The following is a 20,774-nucleotide window of genomic DNA, read 5'->3' as shown; positions in this document are numbered from 1 at the left end:
CGACAGGTCAGCGCGCCGCGTCGTCGTTGGGCAGGAACGCGTCGCCCGGCGTCAGCGGCGCATGGCGGTAGCTGGCCGGCGTGCGGCTGAGCTTCACGGGCGCGCCGATGCCGCGGTAGCCGCCTTCCATTTCCACCACCATCTCGCGGTGCAGCGTGTGCGGGTGCTGCAGCGCGGCCGCCACCGGCAGCACCGGCGCGGCGGGCACGCCGGCGGCCATCAGCTGGTCGACCAGCGTGCGGCCGTCGAAGGCGGCGAGCGCGGCTTCGAGCTGCTGCTTGAGGCCGTCGCGGTTCACCGAGCGCGCGCCGGCGGTGCGGTACAGCGGGTCGTCGGCCAGCGCGGGCAGGCCGATGCAGCGGCAGAAGCTCGCGAACTGGCGGTCGTTGCCCACGGCCACGAAGATCGGGTCGGTGCCTGTGGCCAGTGCGTCGTAGGGGTAGATGTTGGGGTGCGCGTTGCCGGTGCGGCGCGGCGCCGTGCCGTCCATGAACCAGTTGGCGGCGTGCGGGTGCAGCAGCGAGAGGCCGCTGTCGTACAGCGCCGCCTCCACGAACTGGCCGCGTCCGCTGCGCTGGCGCTCCTGCAGCGCGAGCAGCACGCCGATCACCGCGTTGAGCCCCGTCACCATGTCGACCACCGGCAGGCCCACGCGCAGCGGGCCGCCGTCGGCCTCGCCGTTGATGCTCATGATGCCGGTCATGGCCTGCACGGCAGCGTCGTAGCCCGGCAGCGCGCCCAGCGGGCCGTCGGCGCCGAAGCCCGACACGCGGCACCACACCAGGCGCGGAAAGCGCTGCGACAGCGTCTCGTAGCCGATGCCCCAGCGCTCCATCGTGCCGGTCTTGAAGTTCTCGATCAGCACGTCGGCCTCGGCCACCAGCGCCAGCAGCGCCTCGCGGCCTTCCTCGGTCGAGAAGTCCAGGTGCTGCACGCGCTTGTTGCGGTTCAGCCCGTGGTAGTACGAGGCCACACCCTCCTTGAAGGGTGGGCCCCAGGTGCGCGTGTCGTCGCCCTGCGGCGGCTCGACCTTGAGCACGTCGGCGCCGTGGTCGCCGAGGATCTGGCCGCAGTAGGGGCCGCCGAGGATGCGCGAGATGTCGAGCACGCGGATGCCCGCGAGGGCGCCGGTCGAAGAAGGGGCGGTGGTCATGGGGTGGACTCGGAAGAAGAGGGAGCGGTGCGCGGCACCAGCTTGAAGGTGCCGGTGGCCAGCGCGAGCAGCTCGCCGTCGGCGTTGCGCGCCTCGCCGCGCGCGAAGCACATCGCGCGACCGCGCCGCTCGCACACGGCGGTGGCGATCACGTCGCCGGCGCACGGCGCTGTGTAGTGCACCGTGATGTCGACGGTGACCACGCCGAAGGCCGTGGGCGCGTGCGAGCGCACGGCACTGGAGAGCGCGCAGTCGAACAGCACGGCGATCGCGCCGCCGTGCACGTCGCCGCGGCTGTTGGTGTGGTCGGCGCTGTAGGGCATGCGCACGCGCGCGCGCTCGTCGCCGATGGCCTCGCCGCGCAGCGCGAAGGCGCGCGCCATCGGCATGGGCAGGCCGAACAGCACGCCGGCGGGCTCGTTGGTGAAAGCGGGGTCCTGCATGCGGCGCACCGTGGGGTCAGTCGAGCAGGCCGCGCTGGCGCAGGCGCGCCACGCGCTCCTTCTCGCGCGCGGTGGTGGCCAGCGCGTAGCGGCGGTACTGCTCGGGGTCCATCGCGTTGGCCTGCTGGTTCAGCTGCTCCAGCACGCGCAGGCCGGCGGGCGATGCCAAGGCTTTGCGGAAGGCGTCGTGCACGGTCTTCACGCGCGCCGGGTCCATGCCGGCCGGGCCGGCGATGCCGTAGGGCGAATCGATGACCGCGTCCACGCCCTGTTCGCGCAGCGTGGGCACTTGCGGGTAGCGCTTGACGCGCTGCGGCGTGAGCATCACGAGGTAGCGCATCTTGCCGGCATCGATGTGCGGCACGGCCACGCCCGAGAGCGGCGCGGCGTCGATGTGGCCGCCGAGGATGGCGTTGGTGACTTCGGCGTCGCCCTTGAAGGGCACCATGTTGAGCTGGACCTTCGCCATCTCGGCGGCTTCGTCTATCACGATGCGCGGCGTTCCCACCGCGCCGGTGGCGCCCACGTTGAGCTTGCCCGGGCGGCGCGCGGCATCGGCCGCGAAGTCCTGCCAGGTCTTCCACGGCGCGTCGGCCTTCACCGCGAGGCCGAAGGTGTAGTCGGACAGCATCACCACGTACGAGAAGCTGCGCGCAGGGTCGAAGGCCACCTTGTTGATGAAGGGCTCGCGGTACACCGAGGCCGGCAGCACCGCCAGCGTGTAGCCGTCGGGCGCGGCGCGCACGAGCGCGGCGGCGCCGTTGGTGCCGCTCGCGCCGGGGCGGTTGTCGAGCACCACGGGCTGGCCCAGGGCCTTGCCGGCCTCATCGGCGACGGCGCGCAGGTGCTGGTCGGTGGGCCCGCCCGCGGCATACGGAACGATCAGCGTGACGGGGCGTTGCGGGTAGGTCTCTGCGGTGGCGGCGCCGGCTGCGGTGAACAGCGCGGCGAGGGCGAGCAGGCGTGACAGCCGTTGCGTTTTCATCTTCTTGTCTCCTTGTTTTTCTTGTGAGCCGTGGCGATCAGTCGAGCTGCGCGCCGGACTTCTTCACCACGTCCTTCCACTTGGCCGTTTCGCTGCCGATGAACTGCGCGAGCTTCTGCGGCGAGGTGTCGGCCGTGGCTTCCAGGCCCTGCGCGGCGAACATCTGCTTGACCTTCGGCGAATTGAGCACCTCGGCGAACGCGTGGTTGAGCTTGGTCACGCGGTCGGCCGGCGTGCCGGCGGGCGCGACGATGCCGAAGAACACGCTCACGTCGTAGGGCTTGTGCAGCTGTTCGGTGAGGGTCGGCACCTCGGGCAGCGCCTGCGAGCGCGCCGAGGTGGCCACGCCGAGTGCGCGCAGCTTGCCGGCCTTGACGTAGGGCAGCGCGGTGAGGATGTCGGTGAAGGTCATGCTGACCTGGTTGCCCAGCAGGTCGTTGAGTGCCGGGCCCGTGCCCTTGTAGGGCACGTGCAGCAGGTCGGTGCCGGCCACCGAGTTGAACAGCACGCCCGCCAGGTGCGACGAGGCGCCGTTGCCCGACGAGGCGTAGCTGAGCTTGCCCGGGTTGGCCTTGGCGTAGGCGACCAGCTCGGCCACGTTCTTCACCGGCAGGGCCGGGTTCACCACCAGGATGTTCGGCAGGTAGCCGACCTGGATCACGGGCGCGAAGCTCCTGGTCGGGTCGTAGCTGATCTTGCGGTACAGGCTCACGTTGATGGCCAGCGGGCCCGAGGTGCCGAACAGCAGCGTGTGGCCGTCGGCCTCGGCGCGCGCCACGTAGTCGGCGCCGATGTTGCCGCCCGCGCCCGCGCGGTTCTCCACGATCATGGGCTGGCCGAGCTTGTCGCGCAGCTCGGCGGCCAGCGTGCGCGCCATCGCGTCGGTCGGGCCGCCGGGCGGGAAGGGCACGACCAGCGTCATGGGCTTGGTCGGGAAGGCGCCGGGCTGGGCCTGCGCGGCGGGCGTGGCCGCCAGCAGCAGCGCGGTGCAGGCGGTGCCGAGGAGGAGGCTGAGTCGTTGTCGCATGGGGTCTTGTCTCCGTTGTTCTCGAAAAAGGGGCTCAGGCGGCCGTGCGCACCAGGGCGGCATGCCAGTCGGCGGGCAGCGCGTCGGGTGCCAGCGGATCGCGCGGCAGCACGCGGTGCAGCAGCACCAGCTGCGCCCAGCGCAGGCGCGCGGCGGAGCCGCCGGCCGAGGCCTCCCAGGCCATCGCGGCGGCACTGGTGCAGTGGTACAGCGCCGAGGCGGCCTGGCGCGCGAGCACGTCGCCGCCTTCGCGCGCGGCGGTCTCGGCCAGGGCGCAGGCGCGCGCCATGGTGTCGCGCAGCGCGGCGGCAAAGGCCGGCGTGAGCGTGGTGGCGTTACTGATCAGTGACTCGACGTGCGCGCGCAGCACGGGCAGCGAGCCTTCGCGCTTCACGGCGCGGATCACGTCGAGCGCCACGATGTTGCTGGTGCCTTCCCAGATCGAGCCCAGGTGTGCGTCGCGCACGAGGCGCGGGTCGCTCCATTCCTCGATGTAGCCGCAGCCGCCGCGCACCTCCATCGCGTCGCCCGTGACCTGGCGCGCATCGCGGCAGGCGCGGAACTTGATGAGCGGCGTGAGGATGCGCAGCAGCGCGTACGCATCGGGCTCGCCGGCGTCGGAGCGTGCCAGCGCCTGCGCGGTCTGGCAGACCATGGTGCGGGCCTGCTCGGACGGCACGCGCAGCTTGTCGAGCTGGCGCTGCATCAGCGGCATCTGCTCGAGCGCGCGGCCGAAGGCGCGGCGCTCGGAGGCGATGTACTCGGCCTCGGCCACCGCGCGGCGCATCAGGCCGGCGGAACGCACGCCGTTGGACAGGCGCGAGTTGTTGACCATGTCGGCCATCTGCTGGAAGCCGCGGCCTTCCTCGCCCACGAGGTAGGCCACCGCGCCTTCGAGGCGGATCTCGCCGCTGGCCATCGAGCGCGTGCCCAGCTTGTCCTTGAGCCGGATGATGCGGTAGTGGTTGAGGCTGCCGTCGTCGAGTTCGCGCGGCAGCAGGAACAGCGACACGCCCTTCATGCCCGCGGGCGCGTCGTCGGCGCGCGCCAGCACCATCGCAAAGCCGGCGTCGGGGTTGGAGCAGAACCACTTGTCGCCGGCCAGGCGCCAGCTGCCGTCGGCCTGGCGCTGCGCGGTGGTGGCGGTGGCGGCGATGTCGGAGCCGGCGGCCTGCTCGGTCATGAACATCGCGCCCTGCGCCAGCTCGTCGAAGTCGAGCGAGGTCAGGCGCGGCAGGTACTTGGCGACCAGCTCGGGCGCGCCGAACTTCTTCAGCGTGCGCGTGAGCGAGTCGGTCATCGAGACCGGGCAGCACAGGCCGAACTCGGCCTGCACGAAGAGGTAGGTCAGCACGTACTTGACCAGCGGCGGCATCTTGCCGGCCCAGCCCAGCGTCTCGTCGCGGTGCGAGATGGCGGCCAGGCCGAATTCGCTGAGCGCCAGGCGCTCCATCTCGACATAGGCCGGGTGCTTGATGACCTTCTGCTCGTCGATGCCGGTGCGCGTGCGCTGCTTCAGCGTGGGCGGGTTGCGGTCGGCGGTGCCGGCCAGGTCGTCCAGCAGGCCGCCCGCCAGGCCGCCCAGGCGCTCGAAATGCGGGCGCATGTGGGTGCGCAGGGCTTCGGGCAGGTACAGCGCGAGCAGCGTGTGCAGCTCGGTGTCGGTGGTGAAGAGGTTCTGGCCGTGGCGATCGGGGATCGGGTGCGCGGCGGCTGTGGCAGCGGAAGCAGCGGGTGTGGGCATGCGGGCGTCTCCTGGTTCGCCGCATTGTTGGATGGGCAATGATCCGTGTCTAATATTGATTTGGTCTTGTACGATTTGATTTAGCTATTCATGGAACTGCGGCACCTGCGCTACTTCTCCGTGCTCGCCGAAGAGCTGCACTTCGGTCGCGCCGCGCGGCGGCTGGCCATTTCGCAGCCGCCGCTGTCGGTGGCGATCCGCCAGCTCGAAGACTCGGTGGGCGCGCGCCTGTTCGAGCGCAACAGCAAGGAAGTGCGGCTCACGCCCGCGGGCGAGGCGCTGCGCGTGTCGGCGCGGCGCGTGCTGCTGCAGGCCGAGGAGGCCGCGCTGGAGGCGCGCGACGTGGCCACCGGTTCGGCGGGCCGGCTGCGCATCGGCTTCGTGGGCGCCATGCTCTACCGCGGCCTGCCGCCCGCGCTGCGCGCGTTCCAGGCGCGGCATCCGGCGGTGCGCATCACGCTGAGCGAACTCAATTCGGGCGTGCAGATCGCCGAGCTGCTGCACGACCGGCTCGACCTGGGCTTTGTCCACACCAGCCGCATGCCGGCCGAGCTGCAGCACCGGCTGCTGCTGTCGGAGCCCTTCGTGGCCTGTCTGCCCGCGGGCCATGCGCTGGCGCGCAAGCGCGTGCTGGCGCCGGCCGACCTGCGCGATCAGCCCTTCGTGCTGTTCTCGCGCGAGGCCTCACCCGACTACCACGAGCGCATCCTGTCGATCTGCGCCGAGGCGGACTTCCTGCCCGAGGTGCGCCACGAGGTGCGGCACTGGCTGGCCGTGGTGTCGCTGGTGTCGCAGGGCATGGGCGTGGCGCTGGTGCCGCAGGCGATGCGGCACTCGGCGCTGCGCGGCGCGGTGTTCCGCCCGCTCGACCGCGCGGTGGCGCAGTCGGAGGCTTACGGCGTGTGGCGCGCCGGGCCGGTCAATGTGCTGGTCGAGCGGCTGCTCGACGGCGTGGCGCAGAGCCTGGCCGCGAGCGCCGCCGGGTGATCACGCGTACAGGGGCTCTTCCGCCATCTGCTCGCACTGGTCTTCCAGCACGAGGATCTGGCCCTTCCAGTAGTCGCTCGAGCCGAACCACGGGAAGTTGATCGGGAAGATCGGGTCTTCCCAGCGGCGCGCCAGCCAGGCGCTGTAGTGGATGAGCCGCAGCGTGCGCAGCGGCTCGATGAGTGCCAGCTCGCGGCGGTCGAATTCGCGGAACTGCTCGTAGCCGTCGAGCAGGCCCGACAGCTGCGCCGTGCGCTGCGCGCGGTCGCCCGACAGCAGCATCCACAGGTCTTGCACCGCGAAGCCCGTGCGCGCGTCGTCCAGGTCGACGAAGTGCGGGCCGCCGCCGGGGCGGTCGGTGGGCGTCCACAGGATGTTGCCGGGGTGCACGTCGCCGTGCAGGCGCAGCTTGCGGGGCTTGAAGTCGGAGGCCGGCGGCTGCAGCGCCAGGGCGGTGGCGCGGACCATGTCCAGCGCCTCGTTGCAGGTCTTTTCCCAGTCGCGCTGCATGTCGAGCGGGATCTTGTCGTTCTCCAGCAGCCAGTCGCGCGAGTCCAGGCCGAAGGTCTGCAGGTCGAGCGCGGGGCGGGCCTCGAAGGGCTTGGCGCTGCCCACCGTGTGGATGCGCGCCAGGAAGCGGCCCACCCATTCGAGCACCTCGAAGTTGTCCAGCTCGGGCGCGCGCCCGCCGCGGTAGGGGCTCACGCTGAAGGCAAAGCCGGCGTGGTGGTGCAGCGTCTTGCCGTCGAAGGCCAGCGGCGGCACGGCCGGCACCTCGCCGGCGGCCAGTTCGAGCGAGAAGGCGTGCTCTTCGAGGATCTCGGCCTCGCTCCAGCGGCCGGGGCGGTAGAACTTGAGCACCACCGCGGGATGGGGATTCGGGTCTTCCAGGTAGACCTGGTAGACCCGGTTTTCATAGGAGTTCAGGCCGGTGAGGCGGCCGTCGCCGTGCAGGCCGAGTGTCGCGAGCGCGTCGAGCACCACGTCGGGCGTGAGGCTCTCGTAAGGATGGGTGTTCGCGGGCGCGACAGAAGAAGGGGTCATGCGGCGATTGTCGCCACATGGGCCCCGTGCGGGTCAGCGAGCGCCCGCTTGTTTGTAAAGCGAAAGGATATGGCCGGTGCGCGGGTCGCCCTTGCCGGCCAGCACCTGCGCGTAGGCGGCCTGCACCGCCTCGCCGCCGTGGTGGTGCTCGGTGTGCAGCCAGGGGTTGCTGGCGTCGGTCACCGTGGCCAGGAAGCGGTGCCACGCGGCCACCATGCGCCGGCCGAACTCGTCGGCGCCCCATTCGGTGGTGCGCTTTTTTATCTGCGCCGGCGCGAAGAACAGCGTGGCGCGCGGGCCGGTCAGGCTCTTGCCCGCGCCCTTGGCGGCGAGCTGCTCCACGTGCGTGCCGCCGATCGAGCTGCTGTACTTCAGGTTCGTGAAGCGCTCGTGGATCGCGGTGCGCAGCTCGCCGTTGCCGGCGAAGTCGATGTACACGCACGGGGTGTCGGCCGCGATGGTGTCCAGCGCGTCGTAGATCACCACGCGGTCGTAGCAGCCCAGGCTCTGGCAGAAGGCCACGTTGGCGGGCGAGGTGAGGCCGACCACCTCGATGCCGTCGCGCTGGTGCAGCTGGAAGGCCGTGCCGTAGGCCGTCTTGCTCGAGGCGCTCGACAGCAGCATGGTGGTGGCGCCGAAGAAGTCGTTGTCGGCCATGAAGTCGTCGATGAGCCACGAGGTGATGAACAGCGGGCGCAGCAGCGCCTGCAGGTCTTCGGTGTCGGTGGTGTACAGCGGGTCGGCGTTGCAGCGGAAGTACTGGTTGTAGACCGCGGGCAGCTCGGCGCGGTGCGCCGCCGCGTCGGTGAAGCGCGAAGGCGAGAGCCGGTCGGGGCTGAGCACCGCGCTCGTGGACATCGGCCAGTAACCGTAGATCCGCTCGCCCACGGCCACGCCCGGGTGCTGCGACTGCACCACGCTGGCGAATCCCCACACCGGGATGCTGCCCCAGCCTTCTTCCTCGGAGGGAAAGAACTGCCAGTAGCTCATCGCATCGCCGAAGGCGGCGTAGGTGATGTTGTTGGAGGTGAGCGCAAAGCTGTCGATGCGCACGCGCACCTGGCCGTCGGCCAGCGGCCGTTCGGTGGTGTCGGTGTGCAGGCGCGCGGTGGCCAGCTGGTCTTTGCGGATCAGGAGGTGGGTGGTGCTCATGGGGTCGATCTCCACGGGTGTGTGTTGAAGACGGGTGGCGGGACGGGCGAGACGTGCGGCCACATTAGCCAAGCTTGGTGAAAGGCGCTATCTCGGCGTGCGTTTCGGCGTCACCCGTGAGACAGACATGAAAAAAGCGCCCGGGCTTGGGGCCGGGGCGCTTTTTTCGTGAAACCGTCAGAGCGGAATCAGACGATGGTGAGTTCCACGTCGATGTTGCCGCGGGTGGCGTTCGAGTACGGGCAGACCTGGTGGGCGGTGTCGACCAGCAGCTTCTTCTGTGCGTCGTCGAGGCCGGGCAGCGAGATCGCCAGCTGCACCGAGATGCCGTAGGCCGCGCCGCCGTTCGTCGGGCCGAGGGAGACCTTGGAGTCGATGGCGACTTCTTCCGGCACCTTGACGCTGATCTTCGGGCCGACGGCCTTCATGGCGCCGATGAAGCAGGCGGCGTAGCCGACCGCGAACAGCTGCTCGGGGTTGGTGCCGGGCTTGCCCGAGCCGGGCGAGCTCAGCTTGACGTCGATGGCGCCATCGCTGGACTTGCCGGCGCCGTCACGGCCGCCGACGGTGTGGGCTTCTGCGGTGTAGAGAACTTTGTCGAGCTTGGTGGTCATGGTGATTTCCTTTGGTCAGGGGAGTGGTGATGAAAGGGCTTCTTCTCACGAAGCCGGGGAGAACTCTGGATGGGTTGTGTGTCAGGCGGCTTTGCGGATGCGGTCGCGCAGGGTCTGGATTTGCTGCGTGAGGGCGATCAGCTCGGGGACGGAGCATTCGGCGGCGGCCATGAGGCACTCGGGGACGTTGGCGGCACGGGACTTGAGCTTGCGGCCTGCGGTGGTGAGCGTGATGTGGACGCGGCGCTCGTCTGCGACGTCGCGGACTCGGGATACGTAGCCGTTGGCTTCGAGGCGCTTGAGGAGCGGGGTGAGGGTGCCGGAATCCAGCGAGAGGCGCTCGCCGAGGGCGGAGACGGTGGGGCCGTCTTGCTCCCAGAGGGCGAGCATCACCAAGTATTGGGGGTAGGTGAGCTGGAGCTTTTCTAGCAACGGCTTGTAGAGGCGGGTCATTGCCAAGGAGGCGGAGTAGACGGCGAAGCAGAGCTGGTTGTCTAGCTTGAGCAGGTCGTCTGTGTTGGGTTTCGTTGGCATGGGGGGAATTGTAGTTCGCAATTCAATTGTGTGCAATGTAGTTGTTTTGGATTGGTTTTGGGGGTTGCTTTCCGGGGCCGGGTCTCGCCCCGGCGGGCGACTCACTTTCTTTTGCTTCGCCAAAAGAAAGTAAGCAAAGAAAAGGCGACCCCACTGTCTGCGACCCTTCGCTTCGCTACGGGCAACCTGCGGTGCTCGCGTTTCGCGGGGTCTCGCAGAACTCGCTTCGCTCAAACAGCTGCGAGCCCTGATCCGCGAAACGCTGCGCTCCTCGGCGCAGCCAGAGGGGCTTTGATACCGGGCGGGCCGTCGCTTCGCTCGGCCCGGGAACTACCAACAGCCGAAGCCTGCGTTTGTGCTCGTGCTCGTGCTCGTGCTCGTGCTCGCATCCGCCCGCACTCATGCTGGTGCTGGTGCTCGCAGGCATATCTGCATCTGCATGAGCGCACACGCCAGCGGCTCACGCAACGACCAACGCCACTACCGATCCCCGCCGCAGCAGGCGCGAAGCGCCTGCTGCGGCCCACTGGCCGAGCGAAGCGATGGCCCGTTAGGTATCCAAAGCCCTTCTGTATGCGCCGAGGAGCGCAGCGTTTCGCGGATCAGGGCTCGCCCTTGTTTGAGCGAAGCGAGTTTGGGCGAGACCCCGCGGAACGTGAGCACCGCAGGTTGCCCGTAGCGAAGCGGAGGGACGCAGACAGTAGGGTCGCCTTTCTTTTGCCTACGTTTCTTTGGCGAAGCAAAGAAAAGTAGGTCGGCCGCCGGGCCGAGACCCGGCCTCGGGAAGCAAACCAAGCCAACACCTCAACGAACTACCCCCGAAACCGCTTCCGAGTCAAAGCCAGTGCAATCCAGAAAGCAACAACCGCATACACAACCAAAACACCCGCATGCACCCACCACCCCTCAGGCCATCGATCCATAAACAGCGGCCGCACCAAAGCAACAGCATTCGTCAAAGGCAACCAAGCAGCCACAGCACGCACCACAGAAGGCAACTGCTCCAGCGGAAAAAACACCCCACTCAAAAACATCATCGGCGTCATGAACAACGTGAAGTAGTAGGTAAAAAAGTCATACCCCTTCGCCAACGCATTGAAGATCAACGCCACAGAAGAAAACGTGATCCCACACCCGATCAACACCATCCAGGCCACGATCAACTTCGGGCTGTGACTGATCCCAAGTCCAAGCATCACAAACAAGATCGCAGTCACAGTAAAAATCGACTTGAACGCCGCCCACAGCATCTCCGCCAGCACGATGTCATCCAGCCCCACCGGCGCATTCATGATCCCGTCCCAAGTCTTCTGCACATGCATCCGAGAAAACGCCGAATACAGCGCCTCGAAGCTCGCCGCATTCATCGCGCTCATGCAGATCGACCCACTCGCCAGGAACAGGATGTACGGCACCTGCGTGCCATCCACCGTCACCTGCCCCACCAAAGCGCCCATCCCGTAGCCAAACGCCACAAGCCAGATCAGCGGCTCCGCGATGTTCCCGATCAGGCTCGGCAGCGCCAGCTTGCGCCACACCAGCAGGTTGCGCAAAAACACCGGCCACCATCGCATCGACAGCTCAGGCGCACGCCACACGGAGGGTGAAGGCGGCACAGGTGAGTCGGGAGAAACGGCAGAAGAAGCTGTGGTTGTGTTCATAGAAAGAAGGCCTAGCCATCCTGGCGAATCTGCCGACCGGTGAGCTTGAGGAAAAGATCTTCCAGATTGGCCGGCCGATGAAAGGTGCGCAGCCCGCCATGCTGCGTCAGTGCGTCGAGCAGACGCCGCGCGTCCTGCGTATAGAAGAACACCGTCTCACCGCTCACTTCCACGCGCGCAGCCAGCGCCTGCAGCTCGGCCGACCCGGCCAGCGACAGCGCCCCATTGCCATACACCTCGACCACATCAGGCTCCAGATGCTCGGCAATCAGGTCACGCGGACGGCCCTCGGCAATCTTGCGGCCATGGTCGAGCACCAGCAGACGCGAACACAGGCGCTCGGCCTCGTCCATGAAGTGCGTGGTCAACAGGATCGACTTGCCCTGCTGCAACAGCACCTGCAACCGCTCCCACATCAGGTGCCGCGCCTGTGGGTCAAGCCCGGTGGTGGGCTCGTCGAGCAGCAACAGCTTGGGGTCGTTCACCAGCGCACGCGCCAGCGACAGGCGCCGGCGCATGCCGCCCGACAACTCGCCGGGCTTGGCGTCGGCCTTGTGCGAGAGCGCCGCGAACTCCAGCAGCTGCGGCACGCGTGCACGCACATGCGCCTTGCTGAAGCCGAAATAGCGGCCGTACACCACGAGGTTCTCGGCGCAGCTGAAGTCGGGGTCGAGGGTGTCGAACTGCGACACCACGCCCAGCTGCGCCTTGATCGCCAGCGCGTCGCGCGGCATCTGCAGGCCCAGCGCCTCGATGCTGCCGCCATCGGGCGCGGTGAGACCCAGGCACATGCGGATGGTGGTGGTCTTGCCCGCGCCGTTCGGCCCGATCACGCCCAGGCACTCGCCGGGCGCGATCTCGAACGAGAGGTCGTCGACGACCGTGGTCTCGCCGTAGCGCTTGCGCAGCCCACGGACCTGGAACAACGGGGAAGAGGACGAAGAGGAAGGCGAGGAGGGGGTGGTGTGGGATGGCACGCGGCCATTCTGACGCAGCCGGCCGATTGGCGCAGCAGCTACATGCGCAAGCCGCTGAACTCGCTTTTCATCCAGTCGATGAAGGCCCGCGTGCGCGCCGGCAACAGCCGCGCGTTCGGGTAGATCACGCTCACGGGGCGGGGCGCAGGCTCGTAGTCTTCGAGCACCAGTTGCAACCGGCCCTGCGCCACGTGCGGCAGCACCTGGTAGGAGAAGAAGGTGCCGAAGCCCATGCCCGCGGCGCAGGCCTCGATGGCGGGCGCGAGGTGGTTGAACTCGAGGCGGTTGTCGGGCGTCACGTGCACGGTCTTGCCGCCATCGCGGAACGCCCATTGCGACGGTGCATCGATGCGCCCGCGCACGCAGGGTGCGCCCGCCAGGTCGCGCGGATGACGCGGCACGCCATGCTGCGCCAGGAAGGCGGGGCTGGCCACCACCACGCGGCGGATGGTGCCCAGCGTCTGCGCCACCAGCGACGAGTCTTCGAGCGGGCTGATGCGGATGCCGACGTCGATGCCTTCTTCGAGCAAATTCACCGTGCGGTCGTGCAGCCGCACGCTGCAGCGCACCTTCTCGTGGCGCTGCATGAAGCGCACGATGGCGGGCGCCACGTACATGTGGCCGAACAGCACCGGCGCGGTGATGACCAGCTGCCCGGCGGGCTCGCGCGCCTCGGCCTTCAGCGCCTGGTCGGCGGCGTCGGCTGCGAGCAGCACCTCGCGCGCGCTCGGCAGGTAGTGACGACCCTCCTCGGTGAGCGACAGGCGCCGCGTGGTGCGGTGAAACAGGCGAACGCCCAGGTGCGCCTCGAGCGCGGCGAGCGCGCGCACCACGGCAGGCAGCGAACTGCCGAGCGCCTCGGCGGCGCGGGTCAGGCTGCCCTGGTCGGCAATCTGCACGAAGGTCTGCATGGCTTTGAAGCGATCCATGGCGCGATTAAACCGGAAAACGCAGCAGTCAAATCCGGCAAAGGCTATTCATTCATTTGATGGAAGAGAGAAGAATCGAAGCCATACCCACCCGAAGGACTCTTCATGACCGAGAACAACACCAACACCCGCCAGCCCGCCCAGCCGATCCAGCTCTTCGGCAGCGCCATCTCGGGCCACGTGCACCGCGTGCGCTTCTTCCTTTCGGTGCTGGGCCTGCCCTTCGAGATCGTCGAGCTCAACCTGCGCCAGCGCGAGCACCGCACGCCGGAGTTCCTGGCGCGCAACCCCTTCGGTCAGGTGCCGGTGATCGAGGACGGCGAGGTCACGCTGGCCGACTCGAACGCCATCCTCGTGTACCTCAACGAACGCTACGCCCCCGACCCGGCGCGCTGGATGCCGCGTGACCCGGTGGGCGCGGCGCGCGTGCAGCGCTGGTTCTCGGTGGCGGCCGGTCCGCTGGCCTACGGCCCGGCGGCGGCGCGCATCATGGTGCTGTTCGGCGCGGACGCCGACCGCACCGAGACCGTCAAGCGCTCGCACGCGCTGCTCTCGGTGATGGAGACCTGCCTGTCCGAGCAGCCCTTCCTCGCGGGCCCGTCGGCCACGCTGGCCGACATCGCGAACTACGCCTACGTCGCCCATGCGCCCGAGGGCAGCGTGTCGCTCGACGCCTACCCGCAGCTGCGCGCCTGGCTGGCGCGCGTGGAGGCCTTGCCCGGGTTCGTGCCGATGGTGCGTTCGCCGGTCGGCCTGGCGGTGGCGTCATGATCGCCGCGCCCTTCCACGCGGGCGAGCGCGCGCTGCAATCGCTCGTGGGCTCGCGCGAGCAGATGGAGGCGGTGGGCCCGCGCGTGATCCGCGACTACATGCCCGACCAGCACCGCGAGTTCTTCGCACTGCTGCCGTTCCTCGTGGTCGGCAGTCTCGACGCCGACCTGCAGCCGTGGGCCAGCATGCTCGCCGCACCGGCGGGCTTCGTGCACTCGCCCGATGCGACGCACCTGCGCATCGATGCGCTGCCGGGCGCCGGCGATCCGCTCACGGGCCAGCTCGCGGCCGGTGCCACGCTGGGGCTGCTGGGCATCCAGCCGCACACGCGGCGGCGCAACCGCATGAACGGCACGGTCGAGGCGCTCGATGCGGCGGGCTTCATGGTCGAGGTGCAGCAGAGCTTCGGCAACTGCCCGCGCTACATCCAGGCGCGCGAGCCGGTGTTCGCCGCGCCGCCGGCCAATGAGCCTGCCGTGCAGTGGCTCGACACGCTCGATCTCGCAGCCGAACGGCTCATCGGCGCGTCCGACACGCTGTTCATCGCCACGGCGTATCCCGACGCGGTGGCGATGGGCGACGTGGCCGATGCGCGCTCGCACGGCGTCGACGTGTCGCACCGCGGCGGTCGGCCGGGCTTCGTGCGCGTCGATGCGGGCGGCGTGCTCACGGTGCCCGACTTCAACGGCAACCGCTTCTTCAACACGCTGGGCAACCTGCAGGCGCACCCGCGCGCGGGCCTGCTGTTCGTCGATTTCGACACCGGCGAGCTGCTGCACCTGAGCGCCACGGCGGAGATCGTCACGGACGGCCCTGAGGTTGAAGCGTTCGAGGGCGCGGAGCGGCTCATGCGCTTTCACGTCACGCGCGCGCTGCGCCGTCCGGCCGCGCTGCCGCTGCGCTGGGGCGAGGCCGCGTTGTCGCCGCACCTGGCGGGCACGGGGCGCTGGGCCGCGCACTGACTCAGTCGAAGACGGGAATGCGTCCGTTGACTGACGGGCGGTAGTGCCAGTCGAGTGCGTCGAGGTCGGGCGCGCGCTGCGAGCGCAACAGCGCTTCAAGACCCGCCGCAGCCAGCGTGCAGGCCAGCGCCTGCCCCGGACACGCATGCATGCCATGGCCGAAGCCAAGCACGCGCCGCTGCGCACGCACGGGCATGAAGCGGTCGGGATCGGGGTTGAACGCCGGATCGCGCTGCGCCGAGGCCAGCAGCACCAGCACCGCGTCGCCCGCCGCCAGCGAGGTGCCGGCGATCTCGACGGGCTCGATCGCGAAGCGGCGCGTGTTCTGCACCGACGGGTCATGGCGCGACGTCTCCTCGACGATGGCGAGCAACCCGTCGCGCGTGCGCGCCAGCGGGCGCAGCGCGGGCTCGCGCACCAGTGCGACGAGGCTGTTGCCCAGCAGGCCCGCCGTGGCGTCGCAGGTCTGCGAGAGCAGGCCGACGAGGTTCGCCAGCAGCGCGCGAGAGAGCGGCGCGCTTGCCGCGCTTTCGGCCAGCACCGCCGCCAGCAGCGTGCCGTCGCGCGGCGAGGCGTTCGCGCTCAGGGTTTGGAAGCGGTTCATCAGCGCGCCGGCCGCCACGCTCGCCGCCTGCAGCTGGTCGGCATTCGACAGCGGAGAAAGGCAGGCGACGAAATCGCGCATCCAGCGGTCCACCTGCGGCAAGGTCGCACCGTCGAAACCAAGCAGGTGCGCCATCGCCCGCACGGGCAGCGAGAACAGCGCCTCGGACAGCGGCGCCTGCGCAGGCAGCTGCCGCGCCACGTCGAGCGCGGCGGCGTGCGCCGCGTGCAGGTCGAGCCCGGCCAGCGCGCGCTGCAAGGCCGGCCGATGCGCCTGGTGCGCGGGGCCGTCGTTCATGCGCACGAGGTGCCCGAATACCTCGCCCGCCGGGCTGCCCACGATCGCGCGCGGCACGGGCTCGGCGGCGGGGCGCACGCGCAGCGGGCCGTGCGCCTGCAGCACCTGCATGACGACATCGGCACGGCTCGCGACCCACACGCGCAAGCCGGCGTGCCACGCGAGCGGCGGGCCGTCGCGCAGCGTGGCGTAGTACGGGTACGGGTCGGCATGCGTGGCGGCGGCGACCGGGTCGGCGGGATGAGTGAGCGTGGCGGTAGTCATGGCGCGCAGTGTGCGTTCGCCGCCGCCGGCACACTTCGGTCGCGAACGAAGTGTGGGATGCGGCATCGCCTTAGGATGCCCGCATGGACGACACCACCGCTTCCGACTTCCAGCTCGCCCGCCTCGCCGGCGCCATCGCCGAGCCGGCCCGCGCCCGCATGCTGAACTGCCTGATGGACGGCCACGCCCGCACCGCGACCGAGCTCGCCACCGTGGCCGAGGTGGCCGCCTCGACCGCGAGCGCGCACCTCGCGCGCCTGAAGGAAGAGCGACTGGTCGAGGTGCTCGTGCAAGGCAAGCACCGCTACTTCCGCCTGGCCAGCGACGACGTGGCCGCCGCGCTCGAAAGCCTCATGGTCGTGGCCGGCGCGCCGCGCCCCTCGGCCACCGCCTTCCAGCCCAACACGCCGAGCCGACTGCGCAGCGCCCGCACCTGTTATGACCACATGGCCGGCACCGCGGGCGTCGCGCTGCACGACCGGCTGCATGCGCAGGGCTGGCTCAGCGGCCTGGCGAGCGGCTCGTACGAACTCACGTCCGACGGCGCCATCGCACTGGAGAGCCTGGGCGTCGAGGTCGACGCCGTGCGCCGCTCGCGCCGCCGCTTCGCCTGCGCCTGCCTCGACTGGAGCGAACGCCGCCCGCACCTGGGCGGCGCGCTCGGGGCCGCGTGGCTGCAGCTGTCGCTGCGGCGCGGCTGGGTGCGGCAGGAACTCGACGGGCGTGCGCTCACGCTCACGCCGAAGGCGCAGCGGGAGATGCCGGAACTGTTCGCCTGAGCCTCTGTCCTGCGGGCGAACCCGAGTGAACGGGATGCTGCGAACTGGCTACGATCTTCGGTTTCCAAGGGAGAGAGACCGTGACTGTGAAAACATGGGCAGCCGTGAGCTGCATCGTTCTGGGCGCGTGCGGGGGAGGCGGTGGTGGGGGTGGAGGCGGCGGCGGTTTTGCCGGCTTCGTTCCACCCGTGACAGGTACATCGCAGACACCGCCAACGAACACACAAACCACACCAAACACAACGACCGATCCGGAACCCGGAACCGGTTCAGGGCCCGGACCGGTTGAACCGCAGCCGGGCGGAACAGGGCCCCGGCCTGGCCCCGTCGTCACCTACACCTACAAGCTCGCCAAGATTGCAGAAGAGCGCAATCCCTTCGGCGGCACCGTGCCCGCAACGGTGCTCGGCCTGCTGAACAGTCCTGAGTTCGTGGGCTACTACTATTCCGGCTTTCTCAACTCCCAGACGGGCAATGGCATCTTCGCCAAGTCGTCGCTGGAGTCGTCCTATGTGTGGACCTTCGACAAGGCCGCGCCGCCGAATGGTGAGGCCGCCGCGAGCTTCCTGCCGATGATGTTCTTCCCCGGTCAGGGCGGGGCGGGCGTGCAATACCTCTATGGAAGACCGGCCACAGCGGCAACGTACGAGAGCATGCCGATCGATGCCGACTGGTTCGGCGCGAGCGACGATGTCCTGGCACGGCTCAATGCGATGGGCGCGCAAGGCTATTGCCGGCAGTCGGGCGAATGGGATGCGCCGAAGATGGCACTGATTCGGCAGCAGGGCGCCAGTGATCGCTGTGCGTACGAGTTCAAGGCTTTCCCGCGGGACGTAATGAGCGACAGCCTCGAAACGCTCAACGCGATGGGTGACAGAGGCTTCGTACCGTTCACCTCCGTGGCCTCGCGTGGCACCTACTACGTCAAGGTGAGCAACGATTCGACCACCTATTACTACTACGTGGTCGATGCGGTGATGAGCAGCGATGTGGATTGGTTGGCACAGCTCAACACCGAGGGCGCCAAGGGAGGAGCCCAGTACGCCTTCGTTGCGGCGAGCGGCAGCACGCCGGCAAAGCGCGTCTTCCGGATTGCCACCCAGTGCACGCGCACGTGGCTTTGCCGATGACCGCGGACGGCGCCCAGGCGCCGTGCCAAGACCCCGCTCAGGCCTTCAGCTTGAGCAGATAGATCAGCGGGCCGGCCATCGCCGTGTCGAGTTCGAGAAAGCTCTCGAAGTCCTTGCCCGCCATCCAGTACGGGTCCCAGTTGTTGCGCTTGATGGTCTTCTGCCAGAGGTCGTGCGTGGTGGCGCGCTGCACCGCCTCGAGCAGCTGGCCGCGGCGGTAGGGCGGCACCTTCTTGCCGGTCATCACGCCGCGCCAGTTGGCCAGGTCGGCGTCCACGCCCTGCTGGCGCACCGAGGCGATCCCCTGGAACGGGTGCTTGGACGACACGCCGATGGCGCGCAGCTTGCCGTTGGCGATGTTCTCGGCGAACTCGCTGTAGCCCGAGATGCCGACCGCCGCCTTGCCCGTTTCGAGCGCCTCGACCACCTGCGCGCCACCCGGGTGCGGCTGGTAGTTCAGCGACGCCGAGGCGCCGGCCACGCGCGCCAGCATGCCGGCGAACATGTGGTCCACGCCGCCGGCCGAGCCGCCCGCGATGACGGTGTTGGCGGCATCGGCGCGCAGCTGGGCGACGAGGTCCTTGGGGGTCTTGATGGGCGAGTCGGCCTTGACGGCGACCACCTCGTAGTCGCTGGTCAGCCGCGCCACGGGCGAGACATGCGCCAGCGTGACGGCGGGCTTTTGCAGCGCCACCGCGCCGACCATCACCATGCCGCTGACCAGCAGCGCCTCGGGGTCGGCGTCGTACTTCTCGACGTACTTGGCCAGCCCGATGGTGCCGCCCTTGCCGCCGATGTTCTCGTAGGTGACGGTGCCCACGGCGCCCGAGGCCAGCAGGGCGGCGCCGAGGGCGCGGCCGGTCTGGTCCCAGCCGCCGCCTTCGTTGGCGGGAATGACGATGCGCAGCTTGCTGCTCAGCGGCGCGTCGGCCGCGCGGGCGTTGCCGGCCCACAGCGCGGCCTGGCCCGCACCGGCGGCAGCGGCCGAGGCTGCCAGCCAGGTGCCGAAGCGGCGGCGGGACAGGGGAAGGGCGGCGGCAGGCGGCGAAGACGGGCGCATCGTGTTTCCAGTTGTGTACGTGACAGCCAATGATGTCCGCGAAACAAGGCAAACACGCCCTCGCCCGCACAGGGAGAAACCCTGAGGGGACAAAGGGGCGAAAGGCGTCGGAGCCTACTGGAAAGCCACTTCCGCGAAGCTTCGCAGCTTGCGGCTGTGCAGCCGGGTCGTGCCTTCCTGGCGCAGGATCTCGATGGCGCGCATGCCGATGCGCAGGTGCTGCTCCACGCGCTCGCGGTAGAAGTGGTTGGCCATGCCGGGCAGCTTGATCTCGCCGTGCAGCGGCTTGTCGCTCACGCACAGCAGCGTGCCGTAGGGCACCCGGAAGCGGAAGCCGTTGGCCGCGATGGTGGCGCTTTCCATGTCCAGCGCCACGGCGCGGCTCTGGCTGAAGCGGCGCTGCGGCTGGTTGCCGGGCAGCAGTTCCCAGTTGCGGTTGTCGGTGCTGGCCACGGTGCCGGTGCGCATGATCGTCTTCAGGTCGGGGCCTTCGCACTTCGTGACGTCGGCCACCGCCTGTTCGAGCGCCAGCTGGATCTCCGACAGCGCCGGAATCGGCACCCACAGCGGCAGCTCCTCGTCGAGCACGTGGTCCTCGCGCACGTAGGCGTGGGCCAGCACGTAGTCGCCCAGCTGCTGCGTGTTGCGCAGGCCGGCGCAGTGGCCCAGCATCATCCAGGCGTGCGGGCGCAGCACGGCGATGTGGTCGGTGATGGTCTTGGCGTTGGCCGGGCCGACGCCGATGTTGGTCATGGTGATGCCGCTGTAGTCCTCGCGCACCAGGTGGTAGGCCGGCATCTGCGGCAGGCGCGGCGGCGCGGTGCCCTGGCTGCCGTCCAGCAGGTGGGCGAAGGTGTCGCTGTGGCCGGCGGCCAGCCCGCGCCGGCGCGTGATCACGTTGCCGGGCTCGATGAAGGCGATGTACTCGCTGTTCTCGTCGGCCATGGCCTCGTGGCCCAGGCGCACGAACTCGTCGATGTAGAACTGGTAGTTGGTGAACAGCACGAAGTTCTGGAACCACTCGGGCGCCGTGCCCGTGTAGTGGCGCAGGCGGTGCAGCGAGTAGTCGACGCGCGCCGCCGTGAACAGCGACAGCGGCTGCGGCTCGCCGGGCAGCGCCTCGAAGGTGCCGTTGGCAATGCCGTCGTCCATGGCGCCCAGGTCGGGCAGGTCGAACACGTCGCGCATGAGGGCGCGGCGCTCGGCGCTCATCGTGCCTTCGATGTGGTCGTTCTCGGCGAACGAGAAGTGGATCGGAATGGGCTGCGTGCTGGTGCCCACCTCGATCTCGACCTGGTGGTTTTCCAGCAGCAGGCGGAACTGGTCGAGGTAGTAGCGCGAGAACAGGTCGGGCCGCGTCAGCGTGGTCTCGTAGCGGCCGGGGCCGGCCACGAAGCCGTAGCTCAGGCCGGCGTTGGCCGGCGGCGTGTGGCGCGAGACGGTGTGCGTGTGCACCCGCACGAACGGGTAGCAGGCCCGCACCCGGCCCGGCAGCGCCTCGCCGGCGACAAAGCGCAGCATCGATTCGCGCAGGTGGGCCAGGCCGCCCTGGTAGATGGCTTTGACCTGGTCGAGCGCCTCGGCGGCGTCGGTGAAGCGGGCGGGAGCGACGAAGGTGGGCATGTAGGGCATGCCGTCATTGTGCAATGCGCCCGTG

At 69.2% G+C, this 20,774-nt stretch carries 20 protein-coding genes; 5 read left to right on the top strand and 15 right to left on the bottom strand.

Going from position 1 to position 20,774, the window contains the following annotated elements; genetic code table 11:
• Nucleotides 1–7: 7 nt before the first annotated feature.
• Genes AC1RGU_RS27515 through AC1RGU_RS27495 form a run of 5 tightly spaced genes read right to left on the bottom strand, consistent with a single transcriptional unit; the run spans nt 8 to nt 5,352 of the window.
• A complete protein-coding gene (locus tag AC1RGU_RS27515; RefSeq protein WP_095950285.1) occupies nt 8–1,153 on the bottom strand; it encodes a CaiB/BaiF CoA transferase family protein in 1,146 nt (381 codons plus the stop codon).
• Entirely contained in the window at nt 1,150–1,596 is a 447-nt protein-coding gene (locus AC1RGU_RS27510) for a PaaI family thioesterase (RefSeq protein WP_492699396.1), read from the bottom strand. The genes AC1RGU_RS27515 and AC1RGU_RS27510 overlap by 4 nt, the downstream gene beginning before the upstream one ends.
• A gap of 16 nt (nt 1,597–1,612) precedes the next feature.
• Nucleotides 1,613–2,581, bottom strand: coding sequence for a tripartite tricarboxylate transporter substrate binding protein (locus AC1RGU_RS27505; protein ID WP_492686953.1), 969 nt, complete (start codon nt 2,579–2,581; stop codon nt 1,613–1,615).
• Nucleotides 2,582–2,618: 37 nt separating this feature from the next.
• Nucleotides 2,619–3,608 (bottom strand): Bug family tripartite tricarboxylate transporter substrate binding protein, encoded by a 990-nt coding sequence (locus AC1RGU_RS27500; protein ID WP_492699394.1) that lies wholly within the window; start codon nt 3,606–3,608, stop codon nt 2,619–2,621.
• A gap of 34 nt (nt 3,609–3,642) precedes the next feature.
• Nucleotides 3,643–5,352 (bottom strand): acyl-CoA dehydrogenase family protein, encoded by a 1,710-nt coding sequence (locus AC1RGU_RS27495; protein ID WP_492699392.1) that lies wholly within the window; start codon nt 5,350–5,352, stop codon nt 3,643–3,645.
• Nucleotides 5,353–5,442: 90 nt separating this feature from the next.
• Between AC1RGU_RS27495 and AC1RGU_RS27490 the strand changes: the two genes are divergently transcribed.
• Nucleotides 5,443–6,339, top strand: a complete 897-nt coding sequence (locus AC1RGU_RS27490) for a LysR family transcriptional regulator (RefSeq protein WP_492699390.1) — start codon at nt 5,443–5,445, stop codon at nt 6,337–6,339.
• On the opposite strand, the gene AC1RGU_RS27485 is transcribed toward AC1RGU_RS27490, so the two are convergent.
• From AC1RGU_RS27485 to AC1RGU_RS27455, 7 genes are all read right to left on the bottom strand, one after another.
• Complete coding sequence (locus AC1RGU_RS27485; RefSeq protein ID WP_369630500.1) at nt 6,340–7,383, bottom strand: serine/threonine protein kinase; 1,044 nt, start codon at nt 7,381–7,383, stop codon at nt 6,340–6,342.
• Nucleotides 7,384–7,416: 33 nt separating this feature from the next.
• The gene (locus AC1RGU_RS27480) at nt 7,417–8,535 is read right to left on the bottom strand and encodes a DUF2855 family protein (RefSeq protein ID WP_492699388.1); all 1,119 of its coding nucleotides are present in this window, start codon (nt 8,533–8,535) and stop codon (nt 7,417–7,419) included.
• Nucleotides 8,536–8,723: 188 nt separating this feature from the next.
• Nucleotides 8,724–9,149, bottom strand: a complete 426-nt coding sequence (locus AC1RGU_RS27475; RefSeq protein WP_062481095.1) for an organic hydroperoxide resistance protein — start codon at nt 9,147–9,149, stop codon at nt 8,724–8,726.
• An 81-nt stretch (nt 9,150–9,230) separates the two neighbouring features.
• Entirely contained in the window at nt 9,231–9,683 is a 453-nt protein-coding gene (locus tag AC1RGU_RS27470) for a MarR family winged helix-turn-helix transcriptional regulator (protein ID WP_062481097.1), read from the bottom strand.
• Nucleotides 9,684–10,495: 812 nt separating this feature from the next.
• Nucleotides 10,496–11,344 (bottom strand): ABC transporter permease, encoded by an 849-nt coding sequence (locus AC1RGU_RS27465; protein ID WP_492699385.1) that lies wholly within the window; start codon nt 11,342–11,344, stop codon nt 10,496–10,498.
• A gap of 11 nt (nt 11,345–11,355) precedes the next feature.
• Nucleotides 11,356–12,321: an ATP-binding cassette domain-containing protein gene (locus AC1RGU_RS27460; RefSeq protein ID WP_062481101.1), complete on the bottom strand. Its 966-nt coding sequence runs from the start codon at nt 12,319–12,321 to the stop codon at nt 11,356–11,358.
• A 38-nt stretch (nt 12,322–12,359) separates the two neighbouring features.
• Nucleotides 12,360–13,250: a LysR family transcriptional regulator gene (locus AC1RGU_RS27455; protein WP_062481103.1), complete on the bottom strand. Its 891-nt coding sequence runs from the start codon at nt 13,248–13,250 to the stop codon at nt 12,360–12,362.
• 105 nt (nt 13,251–13,355) lie between these two features.
• Between AC1RGU_RS27455 and AC1RGU_RS27450 the strand changes: the two genes are divergently transcribed.
• Nucleotides 13,356–14,021, top strand: a complete 666-nt coding sequence (locus AC1RGU_RS27450; RefSeq protein ID WP_492699383.1) for a glutathione S-transferase family protein — start codon at nt 13,356–13,358, stop codon at nt 14,019–14,021.
• Nucleotides 14,018–14,983 carry a pyridoxamine 5'-phosphate oxidase family protein gene (locus AC1RGU_RS27445; protein WP_492699381.1) on the top strand — a complete coding sequence of 322 codons (966 nt, stop codon included), beginning with the start codon at nt 14,018–14,020 and terminating at the stop codon, nt 14,981–14,983. Before AC1RGU_RS27450 ends, AC1RGU_RS27445 begins: the two co-directional genes overlap by 4 nt.
• A 1-nt stretch (nt 14,984) precedes the next feature.
• On the opposite strand, the gene AC1RGU_RS27440 is transcribed toward AC1RGU_RS27445, so the two are convergent.
• Nucleotides 14,985–16,148 carry a cytochrome P450 gene (locus AC1RGU_RS27440; RefSeq protein ID WP_492699379.1) on the bottom strand — a complete coding sequence of 388 codons (1,164 nt, stop codon included), beginning with the start codon at nt 16,146–16,148 and terminating at the stop codon, nt 14,985–14,987.
• Nucleotides 16,149–16,231: 83 nt separating this feature from the next.
• On the opposite strand from AC1RGU_RS27440, the gene AC1RGU_RS27435 reads away from it, so the two are divergent.
• Together AC1RGU_RS27435 and AC1RGU_RS27430 are read left to right on the top strand one after the other, a co-directional pair.
• On the top strand, nt 16,232–16,927 hold the full coding sequence (locus tag AC1RGU_RS27435; RefSeq protein ID WP_492699377.1) for an ArsR/SmtB family transcription factor: 696 nt from the start codon (nt 16,232–16,234) through the stop codon (nt 16,925–16,927).
• A gap of 80 nt (nt 16,928–17,007) precedes the next feature.
• A complete protein-coding gene (locus AC1RGU_RS27430; RefSeq protein WP_492699375.1) occupies nt 17,008–18,057 on the top strand; it encodes a hypothetical protein in 1,050 nt (349 codons plus the stop codon).
• 37 nt (nt 18,058–18,094) lie between these two features.
• Here AC1RGU_RS27430 and AC1RGU_RS27425 read toward each other — a convergent pair whose 3' ends face one another.
• Both AC1RGU_RS27425 and AC1RGU_RS27420 read right to left on the bottom strand, forming a co-directional pair.
• Nucleotides 18,095–19,117 carry a Bug family tripartite tricarboxylate transporter substrate binding protein gene (locus AC1RGU_RS27425; protein WP_174250308.1) on the bottom strand — a complete coding sequence of 341 codons (1,023 nt, stop codon included), beginning with the start codon at nt 19,115–19,117 and terminating at the stop codon, nt 18,095–18,097.
• A 114-nt stretch (nt 19,118–19,231) separates the two neighbouring features.
• Nucleotides 19,232–20,749 (bottom strand): AMP nucleosidase, encoded by a 1,518-nt coding sequence (locus AC1RGU_RS27420; protein WP_062481401.1) that lies wholly within the window; start codon nt 20,747–20,749, stop codon nt 19,232–19,234.
• Nucleotides 20,750–20,774 lie beyond the last annotated feature (25 nt).

It is taken from the genome of Variovorax sp. GW823-FHT02B07, from assembly GCF_058797695.1.
This window is presented reverse-complemented; position numbering and strand designations above follow the sequence as displayed.